This is a genomic window from Jeotgalicoccus meleagridis (assembly GCF_903994045.1).
Taxonomy (GTDB): Bacteria; Bacillota; Bacilli; order Staphylococcales; family Salinicoccaceae; genus Jeotgalicoccus; species Jeotgalicoccus meleagridis.
The window spans coordinates 633,121-653,305 of sequence record NZ_CAJEWD010000008.1 but is presented as its reverse complement, the minus strand read 5'-3'; the positions used below and the strand labels follow the sequence as shown (position 1 = coordinate 653,305).

The window sequence follows — 20,185 nt, the reverse complement described above, 5'->3', positions numbered from 1 at the left end:
CACTTTATGAAAATAAATGTATACGTTTTCTAATTTAAAAAGTAAGTGAGTACTTCAGCCAATTCTGGTTTCCAAGTTTTCCATATATGTCCCCCGTCGAGTTCTTTGTAGACATACTCTAAAGGTTCATCACTCAATACATCATGGAGCTTTCTATTCGGTGTTAAGAAGTCAGCTTGTTCACCCATAATCGTAGTGAAGTCGTCTTCTTCAAGGCCGATAGTATGGTAAATATTTAAATTGATCAAATTCATATTATCTTTAAAGCGGTCAATTAATTTATCGTCGACGTACGGACTAAAAGCGAGCACCTGACCGAAGGTGTTGGGATAAGTTAAGGCAAGAGATAAAGCGAAACTACCTGCCAAACTTTCACCTAAAAGTAATTTTGAATTTGGCATTTTTAAAGTCGGGAAGTTACTGTCTATAAAACTATTTAATTCTCGACCGACAAAGGTGAGGAAATCATCATGATTTTCACCGTTAGGATTGAAATAATGTTTCCTCCATTCGACGGATGGATAGGGAATGCCGACAATAATTGACCGTTCAATCTCTTCAGATTTCTCGAGCTTTTCAATCAATCTTTCTATTTGACCGAATTTAAAAAAGTCCTGTGAATCAAAAGTAATCAATACATGATACTTGTAAAGATCAGAAAATGATTTTGGTAGGTAATACTGAACTTCAAAAGTTTCGTTACAAACTTCTGATTTTAATGTTGTATTGTGAACCTTTCCTGGTGTTTTATCCATATTAACCCTCCTCATTAATATATATTACCAAGTTAGGACCGAAGATAACATTCGTTTGTAATTAATCAACAAGATAGTAGGCAATATTTCCTAACAATGATACAATATGAACAAATCTAATAGACATTTGAGGTGCCGCTTTATGACTAAAAAGCTTTGGTTTCAAAGTGGTATAGCATTAATTATAACCTTCGTACTTATTTTATTAATGATGCAGGTCAAGGTGATATTTGCTCCGTTTATGACAATCATCATGACAATTTTCTTTCCTGCATTAATCGGAGGTATGCTTTACTACATTACGGAACCGATTCAACGGTTTTTAGAGAAAAGAAAAGCCAATAGGGCAGTGAGTATACTCTCTATATTTATTATCATTCTAATTGTTCTTGCTATTATTACTCTAACTGTTGTACCAATGGTAACCGAACAAATTCAAAACTTAGTTTCTCGCTTACCAATGCTACAACGTGAAGTTGAAAATATTGTGAGTTATTTAATGAGTCAAAGAGATCGTTTACCTTTTGATATTGATCTCCAGCAAATCACACAAGATGCGCTTGATGTTGGTACAAATATGTTAAGTGGTTTTGTCACTAATGCAATTTCAATCGTTTCTAGTACAGTGAGTGTGCTATTGACTCTTGTACTTGGCCCATTCTTCTTTTTCTTTATGTTGAAAGATCATCAGAAATTTATACCAGCAGTCACATCACCATTTAGTGGCACATTTAAACAATTTTTAACTGAGTTACTATATGATATTGACCGTACACTTCGTTCATTTGTACAAGGACAAATGCTAGTTTCATCAATACTTTGCGTTATTCTTTACATTGGTTATGCAATCATTGGCTTAGATTATGCCTTGTTACTTGCAATATTTGCTTTATTCATGAACGTTGTACCGTTTGTTGGTCCGTGGGTAGCCTTTATTCCAGCAGGCTTACTTGCACTAATTCAAGATCCAATCATGTTCATTTGGGTATCAATCATTACTTTAGTGGCTCAGCAAATTGAAAGTAACTTGATTACTCCAAATGTTATGGGACAATCATTGTCACTTCACCCACTAACAGTTATTACAATCGTTTTAGCTGCAGGAAATATAGCTGGCTTTATTGGTATCTTAATTGCTATACCAACTTATACTGTCATTAAGACAATCATTCAAAATATTTGGCGATACCGTCAAAACTTAAAAGACACTATGTTGAATGATATATCCGGTTAAATATTTTAATAGACTACCTAACTTTTAAAACAAGTTAGGTAGTCTTTTTTGTCTTCTTTTAATCTTCTAACGATATATAGGTTAGAAACTAAGAAGGAGGAAGCTATGAATCCAATCGAATATCTCAAGGTAAATGGTTTTACTGTCACATCTGATCCTAGTAAATATAGTTCTAAGGTGTGGGGTTTAAGAAATTATACTGTTGGAGGATATAACTATGATAATTTTTGTGGAGGTTACCATAGAGCATACGATTTAGTGAAATACCACGGAGCACCGATTCCAGCGGTATTTTCAGGAGTGGTTACAAGTGGTACTTCTCCATATGGGAATTTTGGAGGAACAGTTGTTATTGCCAACAAAAGTTTAGGTTACCAAGTGATATATGGTCATTTAAAAAGACCACTTAGTGTTAAGATTGGTCAAAAAGTTGCACAAGGTCAAACAATCGGTTATCAGAGTAATACAAATTACAATAATGTATTTATGGCGAGTCATCTCCATATACAGTTTCAAAAATATGGCTATATTCACGGGGAAAAGAATTTTGTCTGCACAGGCATCAGCCCTTTGAATATAAATGTAGGACAAATTAGAAGGTATAAGAATGCCTGGCTCTGGACTGGACAGTTCACTACAAGAGAAATTATTAATGTTAGAGACTATCCATCATTAAGCGGTCAAAAATTAGGGATAAGTAAGAGGAATCAGACCTTCTTATTTGATAAACTTTACGATAATGATGGGTATTGGTGGTTGAGGTGTTCTTATAATGGTAGGAAGGTGTTTATCGCTTGTGGCAAGAAAACAGATAAAGTAAATTTTCTTAATAGCAAACTATATGGCAAGGTGAGTAAACTGAATACTTCTAAAGGACGAGAATAAAAAAATCCATGTGCACCGTTTAAGGTTGCGCATGGATTTCTTTGTCGTTATCTATTTCATAGAGTACTTTGTTAATCTGTACTTGGTTGATAGCTTCAACAACGAAGTAAGCAATAATAGCATAGACTACAATAGCACCCACTAAGAGGACGTTTGATTGAATGACACCGAGTACAACTGCTGGTAGAAAGACTAGTAGTGTAAAAGCAACTAGCATAATCATTCTGTAAGAACTAATAGATCTTTGTGCATCTTGAAGTTCTTCAGAATATTTTTCATTCACACGATTTAAGTTAACATTACGATTATCCTCATAAACTTTTGTAATGTTTAAGTCACCATGAAGATCGTCTGGTACAAATCGTAAATCCATGTGCTTATTGTTCCAAGTTAATAGCTTAAAAAATGACATAAATTCACACCGCCTTTGTTTGATAAATATTATTTAATGTAACCATATTATACATTAAATATGTGGTAAATACAGGTATTTTAGAAGAAATATTTTTAGGTACTATGGACATTATTGATGTTGAGGAGTAAACTCTATATATAATTATTTTACGCTGTTTCTAGTGCTTAATGTGAAAATTTATTTTTGAGGGGGAAGATTTATGGTCAACAAAAAAGACGATGAAAAACAGTTTTCAAGACGTGATTTCTTGAAGACAACAGGGGTCGCTACAGGAGGTATTATTGGCGGATCGTTACTTGGTGGTCTAGTTGGATTTAACTTGGATGGTTCTTCTTCTAATACAGAAGACACTTCAGAAGATACAGCGTCAGAGCACGCAGATTCTGAAGGAGAAAGTGGACAAGGCTTATCGGACAAGGCAAGGGTTTTCTTTGATAACGATGCTGATTTTGCGACAGTAGAAGCGGCTATGGAAAGAATTTTCCCTGAAAGTGATGCAGGTCCAGGCGCTAAGGAATTAGGTTGTGCCTATTACTTAGATGGTCAGTTAGCAGGGGCTTATGGCTTTAACGCTAAAGAGTATATGCAAGGACCATACAAAGAGCCACTACCAACACAGGGTTATCAATCAAACTTAAATCGTCGTGATTACTTTATGCTTGGCATTAAGAAACTAAATGAAGAAGCGAACAATCAACATGATGCAGATTTTGCTGATTTAGAAGATGGGCAAAAAGATGATATTTTAACTGCCTTCCAGGAAGGCGAAGTTGATCTTGGTATGCCAGCTCATACCGCATCATCAAGTTACTTCTTTACAATGCTGCGTTCAACAACACTTGAAGGCGCATATTCTGATCCAATTTACAGAGGAAATAGAAATATGGCTGGATGGAAGATGAAGCAGTTCCCAGGACATCAAATGTCTTATATACAATACATTGAAGACGATGAGTTTCATGAAATTGATCCACTTCCAGTATACGGAATGAACCATTAGTCTTGAGGGGACATAAAGAAATATAGATTTTAAATAGCAGGGGGATAATATATATGGCAACAACATTAGATAAGGTAGACGTAGTTACAGTTGGAGTCGGTTGGACTGGTGGTATCATTGCAGCAGAAGCTGCTAAAGCTGGCTTAAAAGTCGTCGGTTTAGAACGCGGTAAAACACGTGGTACAGAAGATTATCAACATGTACATGATGAATTGAAATACGCTGTTCGTTATGAATTGATGCAAGACGTTTCTAAAGAAACACTGACTTTTAGAAATAACAGAGATGAAGAAGCACTACCAATGCGCCAATTAGGTTCTTTCTTACTAGGGAATAACTTAGGTGGTGCAGGCACACACTGGAACGGACAGACATGGAGATTCTTACCTTATGACTTTGAAATTCGTTCGATGACTGAAGAACGCTATGGTAAGGAAAAATTAAAAGACGAACAGGGCTACCAGCTTGAAGACTGGGGTATCACATATGATGAATTAGAGCCTTACTTTAATACGTTTGAAAAAACATTGGGAATTTCAGGTGAGGATAATCCTTTAGGTGGGGATCGTTCAGAACCATATCCTACACCTCCAATGTTGAAATCTAAAACTTTAAAAATGTTTGAAAAAGCAGCAACTGAACTTGAATTACATCCGATTATGATGCCTTCTGCAAACTTGAGTGAGAAGTATGAAAACCCAGATGGTCAAACAATCAATGCTTGTCAGTACTGTGCTTTCTGTGAAAGATTTGGGTGTGAATACGGTGCTAAATCATCACCGGAAATTACAGTTATTCCTACAGCACAAGAAACTGATAACTTTGAACTTAGAGTACACGCTAACGTTACAGAAATCATCACAGATGAAGATGATAATTCTAAAGTATCAGGTGTGAAATTTGTAGACACATTAACTGGTGAAGAGTTTATTCAACCTGCTGATGTGGTTGCTCTAACTAGTTATGTATTTAATAACTACAAATTATTAGCAGTGTCAGACATTGGAGAGCAATATGATCCTGAGACAGGTAAAGGGACACTTGGCCGTAACTATTGCTACCAGACACATGGTAGTGCAACTGGCTTCTTTGATGAACAGTTTAATACTTTCATGGGAGCAGGCTCTCTAGGTATGGGACTTGATGATTACAACGGTGATAACTTTGACCATTCTGATTTAGATTTCCTACATGGTGGAAATATGGCTCATACACAAACAGGGGCAAGACCAATTCTAAGCAACACTGTTCCTGAAGGTACTCCTAGCTGGGGTGAAGAATTTAAAGAAGAGTCCATCCACAACTACACACGTGCAATTACAGTAGCGGGACAAGGTGCTTCATTACCTCATAAAGAAAACTACCTTAGCATGGATGAAACATATAAGGATTCTTATGGTATTCCATTAGTTAAACTCACATTTAACTTTACTGAACAAGATGAAAAATTAGTTGCATACCTAGCAGATCGTGCTGCAGAAATTATGGAGAAAATGGGCGCTAAAGAAGTCCAAAAGAGTGGGGAACTAGGTGACTATGACATCGTTCCTTACCAATCTACACATAATACTGGTGGAACGACTATGGGTGCTTCTAAAGAAAACAGTGTTGTTAATAATTACTTACAACATTGGGACCGTGACAATTTATTTGTTGTCGGAGCAGGAAATTTCCAGCATAATAGTGGATATAACCCTACGGATACGGTTGGTGCTTTAGCATATCGTTGTGCTGAAGGCGTAATTAAGTATGCTAAAGAAGGCGGCGGCCGTTTAGAATAGAAATTAGGTGATGTCAAATGGATGAGGACAAAAAAGAGATTAAGAAGACTGATCAAAATTCTGAAGAAAATATCAGAAAGAGAAAGAAGGTCACTAAGGAAGATCCTTACGCACCTTTGACAGATCATTTAGAAGACTTAAGAGCAGTCTTAATTAAATCAGCTGTGACTATTGCAGTGATGTTTCTGATTATATTTTCTACAGTTGGTTGGTGGTTTCCAATTGTCTCAAAGGGCGCAGAGATAGTTGTTCTTGGTCCATTTGAGGTCATCCGATTTTATCTTAGAACTTCAGGTGCCATCAGTATAGGTTTTTCAATTCCATTTATTTGTTGGTTCCTTTGGCAGTTTATGAGACCAGGTTTGGTAGATAAGGAAACGCAATTTCTAAAAGGTTCCCTACCAGTAATGTTAATCTTGTTCGTTGTTGGTCTTACCTTTGGATATTTTATTGTTCATCCACTATCCTATTTCTTCTTAATTGAGATGGGGGAGCAGAATTTTAACGTCCTTGTTACTGCTGATGAATATATGTCCTTTCTCTTAGTCACAACCATTCCTTTTGGACTGGTCTTCCAGCTCCCAGTGGTGGCACTTTTCCTACACCACATAGAATTATTAAATGTTGAAGTAATGACGACTATGCGTAAATATGCTTATTTCATTTTGATGGTGATTACTGCATTGATCGCACCACCTGATATTTTTACTCACTTGGTGACTTTACTTCCGATGATTTTATTATATGAAGTCAGCATTATACTAATTCGACGTCGTGAGAGAAAAGAAAAAACTAGAGAAATCAAAGAGTAGAATGATAAATAATTGATTAAGTCCAGACCAAGCGAGAAGCTTGGTCTCTTTTTTGTTAAAATAAATATAATTAAAAGAGATTTTCATGTATAATTATTTAAGTTGAAAGGTGGTAAGCACTATGAAAAGTAATATGCTTCTATCTCTTATAAAAATTAAGAAAACCTATGGAAAATTTCCTGAAAAAGTGAGTGATATATCCACGAACTCCAAATTGGTCAGCGAAAACTCCGTATTTGTAGTTTTGAAGGGACATAGAACAGATGGATTCAAATATATTCAAGATGCGATTGATAGGGGCTGCCGTTTTATAGTGTCAGATCGCTATGTTAATCTCAGTGAAGAGATTGGCCTTTTAGTCGTCAATGATCCTGCAAAAACAGCAGCACTATTTTCGGAATATATTTATGATTTCCCTCATGAAACACAGACGATGATTGGTGTGACGGGGACAAATGGAAAAACAACTGTCTCTACTATGGTGCATAATTTAAGCCTAGCACTCGGTAAGAAAAGTGCCTATTTAGGAACCAACGGATTTATGATTAATGACGTGCATACGGCCTCTGCCAATACAACGCCAGAGACGACAACACTTCATAAGCGTTTAAAAGAAGCAAATGAGCAAGAGACAGAAGTCTTTACAATGGAAGTTTCTTCGCACGGTCTAAAACTAGGACGTACTTTTGGAATCAACTTTGATATTGCGATATTTACCAACTTAAGCCAAGACCATCTCGATTTTCATAATACGATGGATGAATATGGTTATGTTAAAGGTCTCTTGTTCTCTCAACTTGGTCAGGATGTTAAAAAACATAAATATGTCGTCTTGAACAATGATGATCCTTGGTCTAAAATATATCAGGATATGACACCATATGAAGTGATTACTTATGGTATGGATGACAGTGCAGATTTTTATCCGACTGAGATTGAAGGAAGCTTAGAAGGCTTTAAATTTACTTTGAATACACCAGAAGGCTCGTTTAAAGTGGACTCTCCATTTGTCGGTGAATACAACATACAAAACCTAATGTGTGCCATTATTTCTGAATGGTTACAAGGATATGAATTTGATAGAATTATCGATGCAATACCCGATATGAAACCTGTTGAAGGTCGTTTGGAAGTGCTTGATCCTGATTTACCAATCAATATTATTATTGATTTTGCACACACTCCTGACGCTCTTAGAAAAGTAGTAGATACGGTGAGACCTTTTGCTAAAGGGAAGCTAATTTGCTTAGTAGGAATGACAGGCGAAAGAGATTATACTAAAGCTAAAGAAATGGGAGAAATAGCAACCATGGCGGACTATGCAATATTTACTCCTGATAATCCTGCCAACGATGACCCTCAAATGCTAGTAGAATTGCTTGAAAAGGGTGCGAATCATAATAATTACATTTCATTTACAGACCGTGAAGAAGGAATTAATCATGCGGTAGAGATAGCAGAAAAAGGTGACACGATTATCTTAGCGTGTAAGGGTAGAGAGCCTTATCAAATTGTCGAAAATTATGTCAAAATACCACATAGAGATGACTTAATCGCACTAGATGCAGCGTATAGAAAATATAGAGGCGATGAATATGAAAACGGCCTCTCTTAAAATTAACAATACACTTTCAACGGTGTATATTATGGATTACGATAACAGCTATATCATTAGTATTCCTGACATAACTTTCTCGATGAAAGTAAATCAAGAAGTCACTGAAGAGGAATTGTTTGAAGAAGTGGTCATGTATTTGTTCGCATTTATGGACCAGGACGAGAGTGAGGCCGCTTCTTCAATTATTTGTTCAGCAATCCGTGAAATTTGAGGAGATAATTATGGATATAAAAAGTGAAATAGAAAAAAGAAAGACCTTTGCAATCATTTCCCATCCGGATGCGGGGAAGACGACCTTAACAGAGAAGTTATTACTGTTTGGTGGTGCCATCCGTGAAGCGGGAACTGTTAAAGGGAAAAAAACTGGTAAATTTGCAACCAGTGACTGGATGAAAGTTGAACAAGAGCGTGGGATTAGTGTCACGAGTTCTGTCATGCAGTTTGATTTTGATGGTTACAAAATCAATATTTTAGATACACCAGGACACGAAGACTTCTCTGAGGATACTTATAGAACCTTGATGGCTGTTGACTCCGCTGTCATGGTAATTGATGCTGCTAAAGGAATTGAGCCACAGACACTCAAACTATTCAAGGTTTGTAAAATGAGAGGTATTCCTATCTTTACTTTCATTAACAAGTTAGACCGTGTTGGTAAAGAACCATTCGAATTGCTTGAAGAAATTGAAAGTACCCTAGAGATAGAAACTTATCCTATGACCTGGCCAATTGGTATGGGTCCAAGCTTCTTTGGTATTATTAATCGCCGAAATAAAACGATTAATCCTTATAAAGAAGATGCTGAGCTGCAGTTAAACGAAGATTTAGAACTAGAAGAAAGACATCCAATTGAACAGGATGCGTCGTACCAGGAATCCCTAGAAGAATTCATGCTAGTAGAGGAAGCTGGAGATGAATTTGATAGAGAAAAAATTTCTCGCGGAGATTTAACGCCTGTATTCTTTGGTTCAGCTTTATCTACTTTTGGTATTGAAGAGTTTTTAGACACCTATGTAGATTTCGCACCATCCCCTTCTGGAAGAGAAACTGAAGAAGGCGAAATTGTCGAACCGACAGACGAGGATTTCTCTGGTTTTATCTTTAAAATTCAAGCGAACATGGATCCAAAACATAGAGACCGCCTGGCTTTCCTACGCATAGTATCTGGTAAGTTTAGCCGAGGAATGGACGGTGTTCTAGCACGGACAGGTAAAAAATCTAAAATTAGTCGTGCGACTATGTTTATGGCTGATGATAAAGAAACTGTTGATGAAGCTTATGCAGGAGATATCATTGGTTTATATGATACGGGGAATTATCAAATTGGCGATACTATTTTTAATGGTAAGAAACGAGACTTCGTTGATCTTCCACAATTTACACCAGAATTATTTATGAAGGTATCTGCCAAAAACGTGATGAAACAAAAGCACTTCTATAAAGGGATTGAACAACTGGTACAAGAAGGTGCAATCCAATATTATAAATCCATGCACACCAATCAGCCAATATTGGGAGCTGTTGGACAGTTACAATTTGAAGTGTTCGAACATCGTATGAAAAATGAATATAATACAGATGTTGTTATGGAACCCATTGGTAAAAAGATTGCTCGTTGGGTAGAAAATGAAGCGGATATTAAAGACTCAATGAACTCTCCAAGAGCAAATTTAGTTTATGACCGCTTTGATAATCAGGTATTTCTTTTTGAAAATGAGTTTGCTATGCGCTGGTTTGGAGAAAAATATCCAGAAATAAAATTATATAGTCTCTTATAAAAATAATGCTTTACAAATTACAAGGAATAACATATATTTAATAAGAATTGACAAACGCATAATATTCACCTTTATAAGGGGAGTAACGAATAGGAAACTATCAGTATGTCGTCATTACGGAGAAATCCCGGTGTGCTGAGCAATAGACTATTGTATCGTGAGACCTTAGCAGAATTGACCAACTTATGTTGGGCTGTTTGCTAAGGTCTCTTTTTGTGTTTGTACAGTTAATAAACTTGAGGAGGAAGAATATGGATACGGCTATTATTTTAGAATATGCTTGGGTTTTAATTGTCTTAATTGGTCTTGAAGGTTTACTTGCAGCAGATAATGCTGTTGTTTTAGCAGTAATGGTACGTCATCTAGAGCCTAAAAGCCGTAAAAAAGCTTTATTTTACGGTTTATTAGGTGCATTTGTTTTCCGTGTGATTGCAATATTATTACTTGTTTGGTTAGTACAATGGTGGTGGGTGCAAGGACTTGGTGCGCTTTATCTATTCTATGTATCTATTAGTCATTTAATCGAATTAAGAAAACATAGAAATTCATCTGATGATGAGACGACTGAAACACCAAAAAATAAGAAAGAATCTGGTTTCTGGATGACAGTCCTAAAAGTTGAAGTGGCTGATATAGCTTTTGCTGTAGACTCAATTTTAGCAGCAGCAGCAATTGCCTTAGCATTACCAGCAGTTGGAGGAGATTTCTTTGGGGTTAACATTGGTCAGTATCTAGTGATGCTTGTCGGTGGTTTGATCGGTGTAATTATTATGAGATTCTTTGCTAATTACTTCGTTGAGTTGTTGGCAAAACGACCATCCCTTGAAGTCGCAGCTTTCGTCATTGTTGGATGGGTAGGTGTAAAACTAACGGTTTTAACACTATCCCATGAGGCACTTGGTATTATTCCAGAGTCATTCCCTCATTCAACCACATGGAAGGTCATCTTCTGGGCAGTCATGTTAATCATTGTACTCGTTGGTTGGTTTGGCGGTTCTAAAAAAGACAAAAATGTTACAGAATCCAACTCCTAAAGGTTAACGTTGGCAAGTCATTTTAAAAGGTTTTATAATGATTGTTAAAGAGTTAAGATGGAGTGATGTATATGAGTGAAGGAAGAAAACATCCTATCGACCGTGAAAAATACAGACGTACGGCTCGAAATTTTTCTGATAAAGAAAAAAGTCCCGAAGAAAAAGTAGATCCTTATGAATTTTCTAGAAGTCGAGCGTCAAAAGAAGAATACCCGCAAGATGAATATGATAATGAAGCACACTTATCTGATTCAGATGATGCAGTTAAAACTGAAGATAAGAAGAATAAGCCAACTAAATCCGGAGGCGGTCTAAAAAGCTTCCTACTTCCTCTCTTAGCAGGAATTATCGGTGCCTTACTGGTCTTAGGTATTTATCTACTAGTGACTGATGATGAAGAAGTACAGACAAATGAAAACGAGGAATCAACTGAAGTTGATTCAAATCAAGATGTGTCTGAGATTAAAGGTCAATTAGAAGAAGATAATGAAGGTAAGACCATTACCGATACAACAGCGGCAGTACAAAAGGCAAAACCTGCAGTGGTGTCTGTCATTAATATGCAGAGAATGGAGTCACTTATTCCAGGAATGTCAACCGAGTCAGATGAAGCTGAAGAAGCAGGTTCTGGTTCTGGTGTGATCTATAAAGTGGAAGGTGACCGTGCTTATGTTGTCACTAACCATCATGTCGTCGATGGAGCAGAAGAGTTAAAAATCAATCTTGAAAGTGGAGACTCAGTAGATGCAGAACTTGTTGGTTCAGACATTTGGACTGATCTTGCTGTTTTAAGTATCCCTGCAGATGTTGTAGAGACGACGATAGAATTTGGAGATAGCAACGATTTACTAGTCGGTGAACCCGCTATTGCAATCGGTTCTCCTCTTGGGGAAATATTCTCAGGCTCCGTGTCTCAAGGTATCATTTCTGGTTTAGATCGTTCTGTACCAGTTGACCTTGACGGTGATGGTTCGAACGACTGGGAAGCAACTGTCTTACAAACCGATGCTGCAATTAACCCTGGTAACTCAGGTGGTGCATTGATCGACAGTAACGGTCGCTTGATTGGGATTAACTCTATGAAGGTTGGTATAGCTTCTGTAGAGGGAATTGGCTTTGCAATTCCAGTGAATGAAGTCAAAGAAGTTACAAGTCAACTTGAAGAAAATGGAGAGGTGACTAGACCGTTCCTAGGTATCACTCTACAGGATCTCTTAAATGTCGCATCTTCATCAGTCTATGACCAATTAAACTTACCTGAAGATATTAAAGGTGGGGTTATTGTTACAAGTGTTCAATCAGGTTCACCAGCAGAAGCAGCTGGATTACAAGAACTGGATGTCATTACAAAACTTGATGGTGAAGAAATTAATAGTATGGTTGAGTTAAGACAACACCTATATTATGAGAAAGAATCTGGTGATGAACTCACGATTGAATTTTATCGAGATGGTCAAGCCGAGAGTGTCACTGCAACTTTAGAATAATATTTAAGCCGAAATCTTTTTTTAAAGGTTTCGGCGATTTTTTTATAAATGATGTATAATGTGGGTGTAATATTTTAATTCAAGATGATTGGGGATAGACGTGTGAAAGAATTACGTCGAAAACTTGGAGAGATGAGCCCACAACGTGCAATCCTCCTTTACTACTTACTAGCTTTGATATTGGCAACGATTTTACTTTCTCTTCCTATATTTTATAGTGATGGAACAATTTCGTTGATTGATACAGTGTTTTTGGCGGCGTCTGCCTTATCGGTCACAGGCTTAAGTACAGTGACTTTAGTTGAAACTTTCAACCTATCTGGTTATATACTCATTATGTTTTTAATGAACCTAGGTGGCATTGGAATTATGGCTGTAGGTACTCTGGTATGGGTATTGCTTGGTCGTAAAATTGGTGTTAGAGAACGGAGACAAATTATAACCGACAATGCCCAGTACAAAATGTCTGGTGCAGTACGTCTGGTTATGGATATATTTTTCTTGTTAATCATTGTTGAAATTATTGGAGCCTTGATTTATATATCATATTTTTATTTCGCTACAGGAGACTTAGGCTACTCTGTTTTACATGGTACTTTTTTATCTGTTTCATCGACTACAAATGGTGGCTTAGATTTATACAACAATTCTTTAACCCATCAAGCAGGCAATCTAATCGTTCAAATTCCAGTCATGTGTCAGATTATATTAGGTGCGATTGGCTACCCTGTTTTAATAGAGGTCAAAGAGTTCTTTAATCGTAGAAAACGAAGCTTTCGTTTTTCTTTATTTACTAAGGTGACTGTCGTTACTCATGCCGCTTTACTCGTACTCGGGACAATATTTATCTTTGTTTTAGAGTATGGTAAGTTGTTTAAGAATGAAGGACTTTTATATTCGCTCACAACGAGTATGTTTATGTCTACGACAACTAGAAGTGGTGGGATTACAGTAGTCTTTGTAGATCAGCTACAAGAAGCCACTCATCTTATTATGAGCATGCTTATGTTTATAGGTGCTTCTCCTTCCAGTGCTGGCGGGGGGATAAGAACGACAACCTTTGCAATCTTAATTTTATTTATGATTACTTTTGCAAGAAGCCGAGCCCATATAAACGTCTTCAGTAAACGTATATCTAAGTTGGATATAGAAAGAGCCTTTGCAGTGTTTGTGCTTGCTATGGGCTTAGTATTCTTTGGTATGCTGAGTATACTTGTAATAGATGGTGATAAATTTACCGTGACACAAATTATCTTTGAAGTATGTTCAGCCTTTGGGACAGTTGGAATCTCAACAGGTATAACTGAAGAGCTTTCCAGTGTGAGTAAAATCATCATTATTGTCTTTATGTTTATCGGTAGAATAGGATTTGTTTCTTTCCTTCTTTCTATCTCAGGTAAGAAAAAAGAATTAACATTTAAGTATCCAGAAGAAAGATTAATGGTTGGATAACAAGTGGAGGTGACCGGTCTTGGTAGCTGAATTTTTTAACATCAAACTCTATATCACTCAATATATGAATGATCGATTGGGAAAGATGGATGGTGTGACCTTTTCAAGAATTTCAAGTGCCATGAATAATATGCCAAAATCAGAAATTGGTAAACGTCCGATTTTTTGTGATTTGGGTGGCACAATTGGAGGTCCTGAAAGCCACAAGGGTCCTCAAAATGCCAATGTGATGAGCATGAATTTTTTGAGATACCGTTTTGCAACTTTAAATGATAGGGATATGGAATACTTTGAACATACAAAAACAGCAATGAGAGCGACTTATTTCCCATGGATTAGCACTAATATTGTACAGAAATTAACCAATGAACCTTATTTTGGCCAACCTTATCGCATGTTTAATGCTGGTAAGATGAGAATTGCAGTTCTTGGGGCTTATGGGGGATATAAAGAAGAAAAAACAAAACAAATTTCTATGGTGAACCTAGTGACCTCTGTCAAAAAATGGCTACGTTATGTACACAGCCTTGAAAATCCAGACTATGTTATAGTGTTTGTTTCCAATTACCTCGATGATCAGCATATTGAAGAATTGAAAAAAAGCATGGAAGGGGTAGGGATTTTAATCACAGCAAGCGAAGTTGAAACAGATTATTCTAAACAAACCTCTCAGTTTTCTACAACTCGAGTTCATGGTGAGGCAGTACCTTTATATCATCATGTGCACAATGGTCGTATCATGGAACTTGATTTAAGATTTAAAACTAGAGTCAATACTTTTGAGTATCTAGGACATAGCGTTGCAATTAGAGATAAAGAGTTTGCCAATTTAAGAGAAGATATCGAATATCTGGACTTAGTTCATCGGTATATATAAAAGACAGCCTGGAAAGATTTTTCCAGGCTGTCTTACTTTGTTCTTATTATTCAATTCCAAAGCCGTCTCCATATTGGTTAGTCGCACCTTCTTCAGTATAAGCTGGTGGATTTTCCAATTCGTAATTTTCTAGAAGGTCAGTACTGACTTCTGTAACTGGCTGTATTTGATCTGACAGTCTAATACTAATCAAGTCATTGGCAGTCGATGGATCAAGAGCTAAGATTTCTCTAATTGAGTTCGATAAAGCAAATAGGTGCTCTTCATCTGGCCAAGCATAATAGATTCCATTTGACTCACTAGTAAAGCCTGTTCCTTGTAACTGAGTCGATTCAAAAGTAACATCGTTAAATAAATAATGAGAAGCGAGTGAACGTATGTCTGATGTTGCAAAGTTATGGCTAGTATTACTAGTAAAGATCTTAATTAAATCATCAACTTGCGACAGTGTGCTGAGTGATTGTGCTTGTTTAATCACTGCTTCAATGAGTTCCATCTGTCTAACGCCACGACCTAAATCAGAGTCGATGCTTCTATTACGGATAACTGCTAGTGCTTGTTCACCGTCTAAGTGCTGCATGCCTGGTTGTAAACCATTCATTTCATAAGGCACTTCAAAGTCAACGCCACCAATCGCATCAACAATTTCAACGACTGCGTTCATGTCTACTCTGACAAAATAGTCGACTGGAACATTGAGTAAGGATTCAACAGCTTCCATAGAACCAACGGGTCCACCGAAGGCATGGGCATGGTTGATCTTATCAAAATAATTAACGGAGCCAATGTAGGCTAGTGTATCACGTGGGATATTTACCATTTTGACATCGTCATTCTCGCGGTCAAATGTTGCTAAAATCATACTATCCGAACGGAAATTATCAGCATTGATCTGACCATCTTGTGTTCTTTCAGCATCAGCATCGATACCGAGGATTAATACTGTAAAGCTGTCGTTTGAGGCATCAACATCGTCAACACGAAGTTCAGAACGATCTCGATCAATTTCTTCATATGATCCTGAAAAACCGCTGTTAAAAATGTTAAACAGGTAAAGAATATAAACCAGGGCCGCAATGAGGATCACGGCTAAGATAATAAAGATAGTCCAAAGAATTTTTTTCATATACAAACCCACTTTATGAGATTTTCAACTTTAATGTAAATATATATTTATGGCCTAACAATGTCAATGGAAGCAATAAAAAACGAATGGCAAAACCATTCGTAATCTGTTTACTTATTCAGTTTTATCATCAATAATTTCATATCTTTTATGATTTACGACTGTTTTTTCGAACATTTCGTGTTCATCAAAATGCTCATTAATAGTAATGTCTACGATGACTGAGTTGTCGTTGATTTTTTCAACTTTACCAATCATGTCGTCGAACTTTACAATGTTACCTACTTTTACATCTAACTCTTCTTTATCTTTCTTTTTAGCGTCCATGTCAATTCCTCCACAATACTTAGCGATAATGTCTGACATTATACCATACATTGGGGAAAACTTAAACGAAATTCAATTTCTTATATCCCTTTTATATAAAATACGTAATTTTTCTCTGGCCGATTTACGAATGTTTTTACAAGTTGATAAACTAACACCTAGCTCTTTTGCAGTGTGTTGAAGAGAGTAACCTGCCAAGGCATGACTGAGCCATATACCTTCTCTAGCATTTAAATTATAATCATGAAAGTCAAGACTAGTATAATCATCAGAAGTACTTAACAGGTCAAAGTGAGTGTCTTCATAGAGATGATAGCGAGATTGATAGCGGGAAGTTTGTCTAATATGATCGATCAGTCTCTGCTTGATTTTAGTGTAGATAAACTGTGCTTCAGTTGCTTTAGTTAAGTCTTTGTCATACTTATTCAAGCTTTCTAGAACTGCAATTCTGCCAATTTGCATATAGTCATCTTGATCGTATCTAATGTTCAAGCTAGTGATAATACTTTGTATCATTGCTTCATATGATTTAATTTTCTGGTTTAGCATTGTTTATCCTAACCGAATCGATTCTTTTAAAGTATTTTCCGGATACTTGTAATATAAAAGATTGAAAAAGATAAACAATTTGATCAAGTTATAAAATAACAAGCTAAAACCAAATTAAATGCATCTTTGTTAATTATTTTGTTTAGTAATGTTAAATAACTTTAACTTAGGTTATAATTATGACGGTTAATCAATTTGAACATGAGGTGAAGATATGTTAACGGTACCTGATTTAACACCACAACTTCTTTATATTGAGCCATTACACAGTTCAGATTTTTTGTCACAAACAGTCTACCGAGATCAAGTGATTAAGAGTCCATATACTTCTGAAAAATGGATTGATAATACATTGATCCACTTCTATTCAAGTGATCTTAAAACAAAGCGTAAACATGTTAAACTGGTACATAAGATACATAAAATGCAGCCCATTGTTATCGATGAAAAATATCATTTTGTATTATTCCCTTTAAATTCATCTAAACATCAAGATATCTTTTGGGTGAATCTCAGTCAGTTTTTAGAATTTATCCAAAAGGACGGGAAATTACTTATACGTTTTATATCGGGGATAGAAGTAATAGTAGATTATGATTTTAAAAAGGCACTTAAGCAGTATGACAATACCTTACAAATTTTAGATCGCACTATAAAACATAAGACTGTGATGTCTAATTACTTTAAAAATAAGGAGGGCTGATGATGAGGATTTTGGTCGCTGGAGGCATTTATGTAAGAGAGAACAATTCTTTAGACGGTGGCCATGTCCTCGCTAAGGTCATCGCAGAATATAGTGAAGATACAGTCTATTTACACAGTAACTTTTCGGATACTAATCATCAGCAGTCTAAAACATTAAAAAAAGAGCTCAGAAAGAATGGCGTTACGGTTAAAGCACGTAATGTTGATTTAGATTACGGTGAGATTAACCATGACCATTTTACAGTAGGTTCCAATATCTTAGAAACTTTTATGAGTGATGCGACATATTTAAATGACATAGACTTTATTATCTTAACGACAGATATTAATGAACGAGACTTTAGATTGATTAAAAATATTGCTGTAAATAAACAGATTCCATTTTTAGTTTTTTCTATGTCTGAATTTTCACCTAGAGCCTTAAGAGATGACGAAATTTATCTCATGAGTCAAGATGGTTTGCCGACTTATAAAGCATACCAAGATGAAATATTATCCATCCTCCAATCTTTAAATATTGTCGGTAAAGAAAAAATAAAAAATAGAAAAATCCCAGCAAGTCATTTATCTAAAGGATTACGTGCTATTACATATTTAGTCTGTTTCGGACTTTTACTATTTATACTCGCCTATGGAAGCTTTAAAATATTAGATGAAATTAATCAAGATAAACCAGACTTTCATGTGTCTATAGATTGGGATAAAGAAATAGATCATGAAGAATGTTCAACGGTAAAGGAGTGCCAAGAAGTCGGGGATAGCTACTTAGAAGAAATTGAGCAGTATGTCAATTTTGGAGAAGAGCAGCATATATTCTTTGAAAACCGGACGCGGACTACTTTCACTGATTATGATCTCGTCGATGGGCAACTGGCTAACAAAAAAGAGTTACAAGAAATGCCGTTTGACAGTCAAGAATATGAAAACTTATGGACAACATTTTATGAAATTTTTCCCCATGAGTATTTAGAAGATATTGATACTTATCGGCTGTTTTCAGATGGGGAAGGGAATACTTCAGCTTATGTGTCTATAAAAAGAGAAGGCACTGTTTTAGCTATAGATGTCAGAGATAACATCGATAAAGTATCTCAATATAGAAATTTAATACATGAATTTGCACATATATATTCCTTGACAATTGAGGATTTTACAAGTGCTTGTGAGACCACAGATTTATCTTGTTTAAAAACAGGAACAAATATTGAAATCTTTCAAAATAGGTTTTGGCATCATTATGATCAAAATTGGTATGATAATAGTCATAAATCAAAAGTACAGCTCGAAGGTTTTTACAATAATAACGTGACTGATTTTTATGTTCCTTATCAAGCTACCAATGTAAAAGAAGACTTTGCCATTACCTTTACGAAATTTATAACTGATAAAATTCCATCAAAAAGTTCTCAACTGAAAGCGATTAAAGTACAATCTATGTATGAGGATCTTGACTTAGTTACTTTGAGAGTCGATATATTAAAAGCAATATTAGATATGGAGAAGGAGCGAGCACTTTGAGATTAAAAGTAAAAGTAAAGGATTACGACCTAGGTATATCGATTATAAAGTTAGATGTGCCTGAAGAATCCACAGTCTCTTTTCTTTTAGGAAAGCTACTTGAAAAAAGATTGATTTTTGATTCATATTTACCTCAGTTGAATACTATGGGTTATACATATGTAGAAATGCATCACTTAAAAATAAACACTCTTTTCCATGGTAAAGAGAAAGTGATAATAAAATCAGATAGGGTTGAGCTTACGCTCACCCAAAAACTGCCAGAAGAAGGTAGGAAAGCAGGTCAATTGCTGCTAGATTATTCACAGCTCGTGAATGTCATCGACAAATTTAAAGATGAAGAAATTGATCCAGAAAAAGTGTATGGCACTGTTTTTTATATTCAACAAGAAAAACAGCAGTACCTAGTACGCTATGAAGAACATGGTTTTGAATTTTATCATTTTAAATTACAATATCAAAATGCCTTTAAAGATGAAGACCGTTTCCCATTTTTAATCTTAGAATTAAAGACAAAAGATGAGTTAAGTAAAAGTGAGTTAAAATGGATTAGAACAATTATGTATCCATCAAAAGATCGTAAAAATCCTATTATTCACTTAGAGGTATCTAAATTGAATCAAGGTATTTTGGATGAATTATCAACATTAGTTCATAGGGTAATGGTGGTCATTGGTAGATTCACAAGAACTAAGACGGCGTTAGAAGCAAATGGTAAATTGCCTTCTTACGTACAGCTCAATCAAAAAAATTCAATAGGTTTTGTGAATTTAGACCAACTAGAGAGAATAGTTAAACAACAATAAATGAAATTAAAGGCTGACAGATTGGT

At 35.8% G+C, this 20,185-nt stretch carries 20 protein-coding genes; 15 read left to right on the top strand and 5 right to left on the bottom strand.

Annotation, left to right across the window (positions count from 1 at the left end):
- Positions 1-29 precede the first annotated feature (29 nt).
- Entirely contained in the window at positions 30-755 is a 726-nt protein-coding gene (locus tag JEOSCH030_RS08860; protein WP_185126276.1) for an alpha/beta hydrolase, read from the bottom strand.
- Between the two features lie 142 nt (positions 756-897).
- Between JEOSCH030_RS08860 and JEOSCH030_RS08855 the strand changes: the two genes are divergently transcribed.
- Entirely contained in the window at positions 898-1,989 is a 1,092-nt protein-coding gene (locus tag JEOSCH030_RS08855) for an AI-2E family transporter (protein WP_185126275.1), read from the top strand.
- Between the two features lie 105 nt (positions 1,990-2,094).
- On the top strand, positions 2,095-2,874 hold the full coding sequence (locus JEOSCH030_RS08850; RefSeq protein ID WP_185126274.1) for a M23 family metallopeptidase: 780 nt from the start codon (positions 2,095-2,097) through the stop codon (positions 2,872-2,874).
- A 19-nt stretch (positions 2,875-2,893) separates the two neighbouring features.
- Here the strand turns inward: JEOSCH030_RS08850 and JEOSCH030_RS08845 are convergent, their stop codons facing one another.
- Positions 2,894-3,286, bottom strand: coding sequence for a hypothetical protein (locus JEOSCH030_RS08845; protein ID WP_185126273.1), 393 nt, complete (start codon positions 3,284-3,286; stop codon positions 2,894-2,896).
- A 202-nt stretch (positions 3,287-3,488) separates the two neighbouring features.
- On the opposite strand from JEOSCH030_RS08845, the gene JEOSCH030_RS08840 reads away from it, so the two are divergent.
- From JEOSCH030_RS08840 to JEOSCH030_RS08795, 10 genes are all read left to right on the top strand, one after another.
- On the top strand, positions 3,489-4,289 hold the full coding sequence (locus tag JEOSCH030_RS08840) for a gluconate 2-dehydrogenase subunit 3 family protein (RefSeq protein WP_185126272.1): 801 nt from the start codon (positions 3,489-3,491) through the stop codon (positions 4,287-4,289).
- Between the two features lie 53 nt (positions 4,290-4,342).
- Positions 4,343-6,070: a GMC family oxidoreductase gene (locus JEOSCH030_RS08835; RefSeq protein ID WP_185126271.1), complete on the top strand. Its 1,728-nt coding sequence runs from the start codon at positions 4,343-4,345 to the stop codon at positions 6,068-6,070.
- Between the two features lie 17 nt (positions 6,071-6,087).
- A complete protein-coding gene (gene tatC, locus JEOSCH030_RS08830; protein WP_185126270.1) occupies positions 6,088-6,882 on the top strand; it encodes a twin-arginine translocase subunit TatC in 795 nt (264 codons plus the stop codon).
- 121 nt (positions 6,883-7,003) lie between these two features.
- Positions 7,004-8,497 carry a UDP-N-acetylmuramoyl-L-alanyl-D-glutamate--2,6-diaminopimelate ligase gene (locus tag JEOSCH030_RS08825; RefSeq protein WP_185126269.1) on the top strand — a complete coding sequence of 498 codons (1,494 nt, stop codon included), beginning with the start codon at positions 7,004-7,006 and terminating at the stop codon, positions 8,495-8,497.
- Positions 8,445-8,711, top strand: a complete 267-nt coding sequence (locus tag JEOSCH030_RS08820) for a YueH family protein (protein WP_328794809.1) — start codon at positions 8,445-8,447, stop codon at positions 8,709-8,711. Before JEOSCH030_RS08825 ends, JEOSCH030_RS08820 begins: the two co-directional genes overlap by 53 nt.
- Before the next feature lie 10 nt (positions 8,712-8,721).
- The gene (locus JEOSCH030_RS08815) at positions 8,722-10,278 is read left to right on the top strand and encodes a peptide chain release factor 3 (protein WP_185126267.1); all 1,557 of its coding nucleotides are present in this window, start codon (positions 8,722-8,724) and stop codon (positions 10,276-10,278) included.
- 251 nt (positions 10,279-10,529) lie between these two features.
- Complete coding sequence (locus JEOSCH030_RS08810) at positions 10,530-11,312, top strand: TerC family protein (RefSeq protein WP_185126266.1); 783 nt, start codon at positions 10,530-10,532, stop codon at positions 11,310-11,312.
- 71 nt (positions 11,313-11,383) lie between these two features.
- Complete coding sequence (locus JEOSCH030_RS08805) at positions 11,384-12,799, top strand: S1C family serine protease (RefSeq protein ID WP_235962264.1); 1,416 nt, start codon at positions 11,384-11,386, stop codon at positions 12,797-12,799.
- Between the two features lie 102 nt (positions 12,800-12,901).
- Positions 12,902-14,251: a TrkH family potassium uptake protein gene (locus tag JEOSCH030_RS08800; protein ID WP_235962263.1), complete on the top strand. Its 1,350-nt coding sequence runs from the start codon at positions 12,902-12,904 to the stop codon at positions 14,249-14,251.
- 19 nt (positions 14,252-14,270) lie between these two features.
- Positions 14,271-15,128, top strand: coding sequence for a bifunctional UDP-sugar hydrolase/5'-nucleotidase (locus JEOSCH030_RS08795; protein WP_185126264.1), 858 nt, complete (start codon positions 14,271-14,273; stop codon positions 15,126-15,128).
- Between the two features lie 46 nt (positions 15,129-15,174).
- On the opposite strand, the gene JEOSCH030_RS08790 is transcribed toward JEOSCH030_RS08795, so the two are convergent.
- From JEOSCH030_RS08790 to JEOSCH030_RS08780, 3 genes are all read right to left on the bottom strand, one after another.
- Positions 15,175-16,254 (bottom strand): LCP family protein, encoded by a 1,080-nt coding sequence (locus tag JEOSCH030_RS08790; protein ID WP_185126263.1) that lies wholly within the window; start codon positions 16,252-16,254, stop codon positions 15,175-15,177.
- A gap of 114 nt (positions 16,255-16,368) precedes the next feature.
- Positions 16,369-16,581, bottom strand: coding sequence for a DUF2187 family protein (locus JEOSCH030_RS08785; RefSeq protein ID WP_185126262.1), 213 nt, complete (start codon positions 16,579-16,581; stop codon positions 16,369-16,371).
- Positions 16,582-16,653: 72 nt separating this feature from the next.
- Positions 16,654-17,130 carry a sigma-70 family RNA polymerase sigma factor gene (locus tag JEOSCH030_RS08780; protein ID WP_185126261.1) on the bottom strand — a complete coding sequence of 159 codons (477 nt, stop codon included), beginning with the start codon at positions 17,128-17,130 and terminating at the stop codon, positions 16,654-16,656.
- A gap of 214 nt (positions 17,131-17,344) precedes the next feature.
- On the opposite strand from JEOSCH030_RS08780, the gene JEOSCH030_RS08775 reads away from it, so the two are divergent.
- Genes JEOSCH030_RS08775 through JEOSCH030_RS08765 form a run of 3 tightly spaced genes read left to right on the top strand, consistent with a single transcriptional unit; the run spans position 17,345 to position 20,159 of the window.
- Positions 17,345-17,833: a competence protein ComK gene (locus tag JEOSCH030_RS08775; protein WP_185126260.1), complete on the top strand. Its 489-nt coding sequence runs from the start codon at positions 17,345-17,347 to the stop codon at positions 17,831-17,833.
- Positions 17,834-17,835: 2 nt separating this feature from the next.
- Positions 17,836-19,353 (top strand): hypothetical protein, encoded by a 1,518-nt coding sequence (locus JEOSCH030_RS08770; RefSeq protein ID WP_185126259.1) that lies wholly within the window; start codon positions 17,836-17,838, stop codon positions 19,351-19,353.
- Positions 19,350-20,159, top strand: a complete 810-nt coding sequence (locus JEOSCH030_RS08765) for a hypothetical protein (RefSeq protein ID WP_185126258.1) — start codon at positions 19,350-19,352, stop codon at positions 20,157-20,159. Before JEOSCH030_RS08770 ends, JEOSCH030_RS08765 begins: the two co-directional genes overlap by 4 nt.
- Positions 20,160-20,185: the final 26 nt, after the last annotated feature.